Source organism: Niastella sp. sgz303648 (assembly GCF_059587045.1).
The window spans coordinates 1-10,268 of record NZ_JCAPSW010000038.1 but is presented as its reverse complement, the minus strand read 5'-3'; the positions used below and the strand labels follow the sequence as shown (position 1 = coordinate 10,268).

At 52.6% G+C, this 10,268-nt stretch carries 1 protein-coding gene; it reads right to left on the bottom strand.

Going from position 1 to position 10,268, the window contains the following annotated elements; translation table 11 throughout:
• A partial coding sequence (locus tag AC59IL_RS38670; protein ID WP_496557618.1) for an amino acid adenylation domain-containing protein occupies window positions 1–10,123 on the bottom strand: 10,123 nt, incomplete at its 3' end.
• Between the last annotated feature and the right edge of the window lie 145 nt (window positions 10,124–10,268).

The window sequence follows — 10,268 nt, the reverse complement described above, 5'->3', positions numbered from 1 at the left end:
CCACCGACAGGTGATGGATCACGATCAGCAGCCGGTTCGAGTCTGCCGCTTCCGGCAACCGCATCCATACCGCCCGCAGCACCACCCCTTCATAGATATTCAGACCTGCCTGTGTACGTTCACACACCGCGCTGATCGCTTCAGGTAGCCCTTCCACTGCATGCCCACGCAGGTCTGCATCTTCTATATACCGGTCACGAACACTGCCATAAGTCTGGCGCCATGCACCTGACTGATTTGAATAACCGAAACGAAGTGCATCGTGATGACTCACCACCTCCCGCAAGGCTGCTTCCAAAGCAGACAAACTGATTTGCTTGTCGATTTTCAGCAGCAGCGCCTGGTTATAATGAGAAACAAACTCGTTATCTGTTTGCAAAAACCATTGTTGAATAGGCAGAAGACCGGATTCCCCTTCCAGCATACCCTGTTCTCCCAATTCCCTTCCGGCACATGTGTTGTTTTTAATCCATCCTGCCAGGTCGGCAATGGTTTGATAGGAAAACATATCTGCGACCTGAAACAGGTATCCCATGCGGCGCGCCCTGCTCACCACCTGAATGGTGATGATGGAATCTCCTCCCAGCTCGAAGAAATTATCATGGATGCCTACCTGTTCTATACCCAACACCTCCTGCCAGATAGTTGCAAGATCCTTTTCGATATTATTTCCCGGAAGTACGCGATCCGGTTTCGAATCCGTGTGAAGCCCGATGCCCAACAAAGCCCTTTTATCGATCTTTCCACTTATCGTCTGTGGCAACTGACTTATCTGGATCCACTTTCGGGGAACCATATACTCCGGTAACTTCCTTTGCAGATAATCGACGGCAGCATCCTTATCAAAAGTTCCGGTACATGCAACATAACCTACCAGACGCATGACGCCGGCTTCGTCCTCACGCAATAAAACCGCCGACTGGAGAACGGTCTCGCTTTGCATCAGCACGCGTTCTATTTCACCTAATTCGATACGGTATCCATGTAATTTAACCTGCTCATCCCGTCGCCCCAGATAGATCAGATTGCCATTCGGAAGCCATTTACCAATATCCCCTGTTTTATAAATCCTCCCGGATGAACTGAAAGGATCAGGTATAAATTTCTCCACGGTCAACTCAGGATTATTCAAATATCCCCTGGCAACGCCGGAACCTCCTATACACAATTCTCCCGGCACGCCTACCGGGCACAGTGACCCATATTCGTTTGTTATATATACAAATTTGTTAGACCTCGGCTGTCCTATCGGCACTTGCAAATCGAAGTCTTCATCAGGCGAGCATTGATAAAGGGTTGCATTGATAGTTGTTTCTGAAGGACCATATGCATTGTAAAAGTTCTTAAAAGTCTTGTAGAAATATACATCCTCAGCGATTGCGGCTTCTCCTGCCGAGATAATAGTCCTGACACCGGGCAAGGGTGCTTTTTCGAGGATGTGGAGATAAGAGGGCGTTATTGTGAAAATACTGACCTTCGATTTATCGACAACTTCGATAAACCGCTGGCTGTCTAAAAAAGCTTCCTTTGGAGCAAGGATCAATGCCGCACCGCTCAATAATGCAGTGAATATATCCAGCACAGCGCCGTCGAAAGAAGGCGCCATGCATTGTAAATAGCTGTCACCGGAGCCAATGGAAAACTCTTTGATATTATCGATACAAACGTTAACAAGCCCCCTATGCTCTACCATGATACCTTTAGGTTTCCCTGTCGATCCGGAAGTATATATTACATACGCCAGTTCTTCGGGCTGCAAACCGGTGTCTATTTTGCGGTCGGACTCATTTTTGAACTGGTCGAACTCAGTCCTGAGATCTACGAATGTTACACCCCCGATATCCACCGGCGTGGAAGATAATTTAGCGATGACCATCAAATTGGCACCGATATCTTCAATAACATTCTGAATCCGGTCGGCAGGGCTGTCGACATCGATCGGTACATAAGCGGCGCCTGCCTTCATGATACCCAGGATGCCAATAATCATTTCCAGGGATCGTTCCACACAAATCGGCACCAGCATCCCTTTGCCGACGCCCCTTGTTTGAAGATACCGTGCCAACTGGTTGGAAACTTTGTCAAGTTCCCGGTAGGTTAACTTCTCTTCATTGTAAACCACAGCAACGGCATCAGGCGTTGCGGCCGCCTGCATTTCAAACAGATCTACGATTGTTTTGCCGGCCGGCAGTTCGGCTTTGAGATGATTGAACCCATGGAGCAATAGCTCCTTCTCCGGTTCATCGAGCATGGGCAGGCTTCCTATTTTGCCGGAAGGGTTCGATAGAATGGAATGCAATAATTTCTCAAAATGATGCAACATCCTGCGCATCGTTTCTTCGCGGAACATACCCGCTTTATAGGTCAACTCCATATTCAGGCCATCGGAAGATTCCCGGATATCGAGGCTGAGGTCGGTAATGGCCGTTATCTGGTTGTAATCTTCCAGGGACAGCCGCAGTTGCTCACCCAGGGAAAAAGTGTCGGCTTCCGGCACATTGTGCAATGCAAACTTTACGTCGAACAGGGGATTCCGGTCGAGGTCTCTTTCGATGTCTGCCAGCTCTACAACCTTTTCAAAAGGCATGGCCTGGTGCTCAAAGGCATCCAATACCGTTTGCCGCACATCCTCTAAAAATGCAGTAAAGGTCTGGTCACCCTGAACATTGCTTCTAAGCACAATCGTGTTGATAAAGAACCCTATTAACCCTTCGGTTTCCTGCCATTGCCTTCCGGCGACAGGCGCACCTATGGAAATATCTTCCTGGCTGCTGTACCGGTAAAGCAATACCTTGAAAGCAGCCATCAGGGTCATGAACAGCGTAGCCCCTTTCTGATGTCCCAGGGCCTGTATTTCCTGCGTAGTCACAAGATCGATCGCCAGACTCACCCGGCCCGCACGACCATGGTATGCATTCGATCGTGGAGCATCAGACGGCAGATCTAAAGGACTTATACCGCTAATCTGTTGTTGCCAATAGTCTTTGTGTTTATCCAAAACTAACTCCTGTAAATGTGCCCGCTGCCAGATCGCATAATCTGCATATTGTATTGGCAAGGCCGGTAGATCGACCGGATTACCCTTCTCGATGGCCTGGTATGCCTTTGCAAATTCGTTGGTCAGGATCGAGGTCGACCACCCATCAGATGCTATATGATGCAGCGTCACCACCAGCAGGCTTTCCTGCGCCCCTGTCTGCAGCAGTTCCACCCGTACCGGATAATCTCTGCCCAGATCAAAGGGACGGTTCACCGACGCTGCTATCATTGCCCGAACCTCCTGCTCCTGCTGATCTCCTGCGCTCCATCGCTCCATACGCCAGTCCCCTGCCGGCAGTATCTTTTGATATGGCCGGCCATCCTCTTCTTTTATCACCGTCCGAAGCACTTCATGACGGTCGATGATCGTGCGGAAGGACTTCTCCAGCCGTTCCGCATGTATCTCCCCGTTCAATCGAAGCACCGTGGATATATGATATTGTACACTTCCCTCCAAACGGTCGATAAACCACAACCGTTCCTGGCTAAACGACAACGGTATCTGTTCCGGACGAACCTTCGCCTCCAACACCCCGGCTGTCTCCACCCGTCTGCGGGCCGATACCTGCAAGGCCTGTAAGCCCACTGTCGGATAATCGAAGATCTCTGCGATGCTCAGCTCCACACCCAGCTGCCTGCGGATCGCAGACACCAGCCGCACCGCCAGCAGCGAATGGCCCCCCAATGCAAAAAAATCATCCCTTCTTCCCACGCCTTCCACTTCCAGCAATTCCTCCCAGATCGCCACCAGCTGACCCTCTACCTCGTTGCACGCAGCACCATCCACTCCCTCGCCCCGTACCTGCGGCACCGGCAATGATCGCCGGTCTACCTTCCCGTTGGCCGTCAACGGCAAACGCTCCAGCTCCACCAATGCCACCGGCACCATGTACTCCGGAAGACGTTCCCGTGCATAGTTTAATAATGCTTCCTGATTAAATACCCCCTCCGGATCCATCACCACATACCCCACCAGTCGCCGCTGACCCGGTACATCCTCGCGCACCACCACCACACTCTGCTCAACCTGCGGCAAACGACGCAACACCTCTTCCACCTCGCCTAACTCGATCCGGTAGCCGCGTAGCTTTACCTGATCGTCTATCCGCCCTAAATACTCCATGTTCCCATCACTCAGCCACCGCCCACGGTCTCCACTGCGGTACACACGGCCCCATGACCCTGTCTGCACAAACCGCTCTGCCGTCAGCTCCGGCTGATTCAGATACCCCCGCGCAAGACCCCGGCCTCCTATGCAGATCTCGCCGCCTACGCCTACCGCCTGCTGCCGGTCGCCCGGCCCCAGTATATACATCTGCATATTGTCGATCGGCCTGCCGATCGGTACACGGCCCGTTCTATCCGGTTCTCCTGCTTCCAGCCGGACCACATAGGTACTGCAGCCCACCGTTGCCTCCGTTGGACCGTATTCATTGATCACCTCCTTCACCCCTGCATCCTGCCACTCCCCGCCTATATCGCGCCACTCCAGCGCCTCACCCCCACATACCAGCCGGCCCGTTACCCCGGCAACGCCTCCCGACGACAGCGCTGACTTCAGCAGCGGCAGATGCGAGGGCGTTAGTTTGATGAACGAATACGGACGCTCCCCACTCAGTTCCTCCGATTCAAACAATTCCGTTCCCTGCGCCCCGGACAACACCACCGGCCGGCCTCGCAGCAACGGCAAAAAAAGCGCCGTCACCGATGCATCGAACGACATTGGCAAATGCACATAGCTTCCTCCGCCGTCCTGCTGCCCTATATATTGGGTCTTCTCATTCAACAGATAGTTCACCACACTGCCATGCTCGATCAGCACCCCCTTGGGACGGCCCGTTGAGCCCGACGTGTAGATCACATAGCACACATCGTTAGGTCCGGCGCCCCCCTGCGGTCTTTCACAGGCTCCCGTCTCCGGCTCATCCCATAGCTCATCCACCAGCACACAGCGGCAACCCTCACGTCCCGGTTCGTTCAGCAAGGCCAGCAGATCCGCCTGACGGCTGCTGCTCACCAGCACCTGCGCTCCCGTGTCTTCCAGCATGTACCGCAAACGCTCCACCGGATACGACGGATCCAGCGGCACATACGCACCCCCGGCCTTCAAAATACCCCACATGCCCACCAGCATCTCCGCTGAGCGGTCGATACACAGCGGCACCAGCACCTCCCGTTCAACACCCAGGCTGCGCAGGTACTGCGCCAGCCGGTTCGAACGTTCATTCAGTTCCCCATAGCTCATCCGCGACTGCCCGGCAACCACCGCCAACGCAGCCGGCGTGCGGGCTACCTGCGCTTCAAACAGATCAACCACCGTTCCATTAACACCGTACTCCACCGCCGTGGCATTAAAGCCCGACAGCATCCCTTCTTCTGCTGCCGACAGCATCTCCAATGACCATACCGCTGTGTCGGGGTTCTGCACCACCGAACGCAACAGCCGCTCATAGTGATCCAGCATCCGGCGGATCGTTGCCGCCTCATACAGGTCCGTGCTATAAGACAGGTCTACCTGCAAGCCATCCGGCCTTTCCGTTACAGACACCAGCATATCGAACTGGGAGGTCGTATGCGTAGAACGCTCCAGCGATACTTCCACGCTCCCAAGCACCCGCCCCGACAGGTTCGCCTGCTCGTTGTTTTGCAGTGAAAAAAGTATATCGAACAAGGGATTGCGGCTCATATCACGGTCTCTCACAACCGCCTCTACCACTTTCTCAAACGGCACATCCTGATGCCCGTAGCCCTCCAGCGTCGTTTGTCTTACAACTGATAAAAATTCCCTGAACCCCATCGTCTCCTCCAGCTTCGTGCGCAGCACCAGCGTATTGACAAAAAAGCCGATCAATCCCTCTACTTCACGCAACGGACGATTCGCCACCGGCGTGCCGATACTGATATCCCGCTGACCGCTGTAGCGGCTCAGCAATATCTTAAATACCGACAACAGTGTCATGAACAGGGTCGCTCCTTCCTGATGACCCAGCAACCGCAAGCCCTTCAGCAGTTCTCCATCCAGCTGCTTACTCCAGGAGGCTCCCTCACTGCTTTGAACCGCCGGACGCGCATGGTCAAGCGGAAGCTCCAAAGGCTCCAGACCCAACAACTGATCACGCCAGTACCCCACCTTCGCCTCCAATACTTCGCCCTGCAGGTACGAGCGCTGCCAGATCGAATAATCCGCATATTGTACAGGCAAGGCCCCCAACTGCTTGTCTGCTACGCCGGTGAGCCCATTGTACAGCGATATGAACTCGTCGATCAGGATCGCAGCAGACCACCCGTCAGACGCTATATGGTGAAGCGTTACGATCAGCAACGATTCCCCGCCTTCCAGCGGTAACAGTTCTACGCGCAGCGGATAGTCTGCAGACAAATCAAACGGCCGGTTGATCAGCGACAACACCCGGCGCTGCACTTCCGCTTCGCTCTCTTCGCTTTGTTCCACACGGTTCAACTGCCAGCCCGACGACGGCAGGATCCGTTGATACGGACGTCCATCCTGCTCTGCGATCACCGTCCGCAGCACTTCATGACGATCCAGCAAACGACGGAACGCCTCCTGCAGGTCCTCCCACCTGAACTCACCCCCCAACCGCAATACCGTCGGTATATGATATTGGATGCTACCGCTCAACCGGTCGATAAACCACAAGCGCTCCTGGCTAAACGATAACGGAATATATTCAGGACGCGCCTGCACTGTCAGGGCAGGGATGGAAGTAGTATTTTTATTCGGCACCAAATCCGCCAATAATGCGATTGTCGGATAGGAAAAAAGATCTTTGATCAACAACTCTGTCTGCCACGCACGGCGAACGGATGATACTACCCGCATCGCCAGCAGCGAGTGTCCTCCCAGTTCGAAAAAATTATCGTGAATGCCTACACGCTCTACACCCAGCAGTTCCTGCCAGATCTGAGCCAGCTGACGCTCCACTTCACTACGCGGCGCTACATAACCTTCGCCTCCTCCCTGCTCCGGCGCCGGCAGCGATTTACGGTCTACCTTTCCGTTGGCCGTCAATGGCAACCGCTCCAGCACCACCAGTGCCGATGGAACCATGTACTCCGGTAAACGGCTGCGCATGTAGTCCATGATACTATCCCGGTCCGGCTCTCCTCCACTCACCACGTACCCTACCAGCCGGCGCTGACCAGCCACATCTTCGCGCACCACCACCACACACTGCTCAACCTGTGGTGCCTGGCGAAGCACCTCTTCCACCTCGCCTAACTCGATCCTGTAACCCCGGATCTTTACCTGATTATCCATACGACCCAAATACTCAATATTCCCATCCTTCAGCCAGCGGGCACGGTCACCCGTACGGTACACACGGCCCCAATCCCCTGTCTCAACAAATCGCTCCGCCGTCAGTTCCGGTTGATTCAGATAACCCCGTGCTACCTGTACGCCACCGATCAATAACTCGCCACTAACCCCCAGCGGAACCAGGCGCATGTCCCCATCCCCTATATAGATGCCCGTATTGGCCACCGGACGGCCGATGGGCACTACCGAAGGATCTTTCATATCTAACGCAGACCAGCAGGTCACGTCGATCGACGCCTCTGTTGGTCCGTATAAATTGTATAAGCTTACGTGCGGATACTGCCGCCGGAATGCCGACACATGACCGGGCTGCAGCGCCTCTCCGCTACAGAGCACCCGCCGAAGGCCCGGTAAGCTTTCCCCCTGGCCATCCAGCAGAAAAGCATCGAGCATCGAGGGCACAAAATGAAGCGTCGTGATCCCTTCTGATTTGATCACAGCGCGCAGATACCCGCTGTCGCCCTGCATGCCAGGACGCGCAAACACCAGCCGCGATCCACTCAGCAACGGCCATAACAACTCCCACACCGATACATCGAAACTGTATGTGGTTTTCTGCAACACCGCATCTTCCGGTGTCAGACAAAAATATTGCTGCGTCCAGTTCAGCCGGTTCAACAAACCTGCGTGTTCCACCAACACGCCCTTGGGGCGACCCGTTGAGCCCGACGTGTAGATCACATAACAGGTATCCTCCGGCGCCGCCACCACATCCGGGCGGCCCTGCGGCTCACGGCTGATCTCAGCCCATTGCTCATCCAGCAACACACAGTGTAGTGCACCCGGCAGATCAGCACCGGACTCCACCAGCTCAGCCAGCAGCTCCTGTTGATGGCTGCTGCTCACCAGCACTTCCGCTGCCGTATCTTCAAGCATATACCGCAGTCGCTCCACCGGATACGATGGATCCAGCGGTACATACGCGCCTCCGGCTTTCAGAATACCCAGTATGCCTACGATCATTTCCAGCGACCGCTCTATGCAGAGCGGCACCAGCACCCCGGCCCCCACGCCCTGCCTGCGCAGGTAATGCGCCAGCTGGTTCGTGCGCTGATCCAATTCTTTATAACTCATTTCCTCTCCTTCATACACAACCGCTACCGCATCAGGCGACTGGCCGGCTTGCGCTACAAACTGATCTACCACCGTACCTGCAATGCCATACTCCACCGCCGTGGCATTGAAGCCCGACAGCTCGCCAAGCTCCTTCTCGCCCAGCAGCTTCAGTTCTCCCAACGACAACGCCTCCTCCCGCACGATCTGCAGCAGGATCCGCTCAAAATGTTCCCTTATCCGCGCTACATGCTCAGGATTTATCAAAGATGAATTATAACTGAACCGTATATTGATTTCCTGCTCTACATTGATTAAAATGCTTAATGGATAATTTGTTTGGGTGTGTACTTCAAAATTCTCTACTTTCAATTGCCAGTTGCCGGATAGCGCAACCCTGTCAACAGGATAATTTTCAAAAACCAGCAAACTATCAAAAATATCGTCCCTGACATCCGCCAACCTGCTGATCTCCGTTAAAGAAACATATTGATGCTGTCTGGCCATTACCTGGGAATCCTGAATAGCAAGCAACCAGCTAATTACAGGCTCATTTCCTTCGATAGAGGCAAGGAGCGGAAAGGTATTCAGATACAATCCAACTTTTTGCGCCACATTTTCCAATTCGTCAGGACGACCGGATACCGTAACACCGTAAGCAACATGACTGTTACCAGTGTACCGGTGAAGCAAATAAGCCCATACGCCCTGCATCAACACATTCACGGTAAAACGATTGCGTTGAGAGTATGCCGTTATCTCCCTTGTTTTCCTTTCATCCAGGCTGCATATGGTTTCTTTATAATCGCCAATTCCTTTGTTTGCGTCCATCGATCCCATTGCAAACGGCAATCGGGTACTTTCTTTAAGTTCAGAGAGATAATGCCGCCAAAACTGTTCAGCGTCCTTTTTATTTTGCTTTTGCAGAAAATGGATAAAATCCTCGTATTTATCTTCTCCTTTCCATTTTACAGGGAGTTTGGATACGAGCAGCTCATAATGTTGCAGCAACTCCTGCGTTAGAATTGCCACCGACCATCCATCTAAAATAATGTGATGGTGCAGCCATACAACCCGGTATTTATTTGCATTCAGACGGATCAAACTAATCCGGATCAACGGAGCTTTTGCAAGATCAAATCCTTTTGCACGTTCCGCAGACAAATACTGACGCACTTCTTCTTCCTGCCGGCTTGCATCGAGCCGGCTATAATCCAATACCGTTACAGGAATATCCGCTTCCGCATATACACATTGCACCGGCACATCGAAAGTATCATAATAGAATGCACTACGCAAAATACTATGATGCTTTAACAGGTAGTTGCAGCTTTCAATGAATTTATCGATCTGTACATTTATGATATCATAACATACCTGCTCAACATATGCCGAAATGCGATGATCATACAAACTATAGAACATGATCCCTTCCTGCAAGGGGCTTAACCTGTAAATAGACGTTACATCGCTACCAGACCCGGCCGATCCCTTATCCTGATCATTTAAGGATTCTATCAATGCTTCCTTATTCTCCCTGATATAGTCCACGATACGACTATCGCTTCTCAACGTCTCGATATAATCATTGCTGATATCATCAGTTGTTGACACCAGATAAAGCATTCCGTCCTCTACGATCAGATCTAAGTTCAGAGAATGAATGAAAGATTTGAATTCCTGAATACTCATTCGTTTTGATATTAATTTTTTAAAACCCTATGATCCTGGTTATTTTTTTTGTTTTCTTTTGCTCAAGAAACTTATCCAGCTCCTGGTAAGTCACTTCGCCCGTCAGCCCGAAGTCTGACGGCGTACGATGCTGATGGCCGCTGCC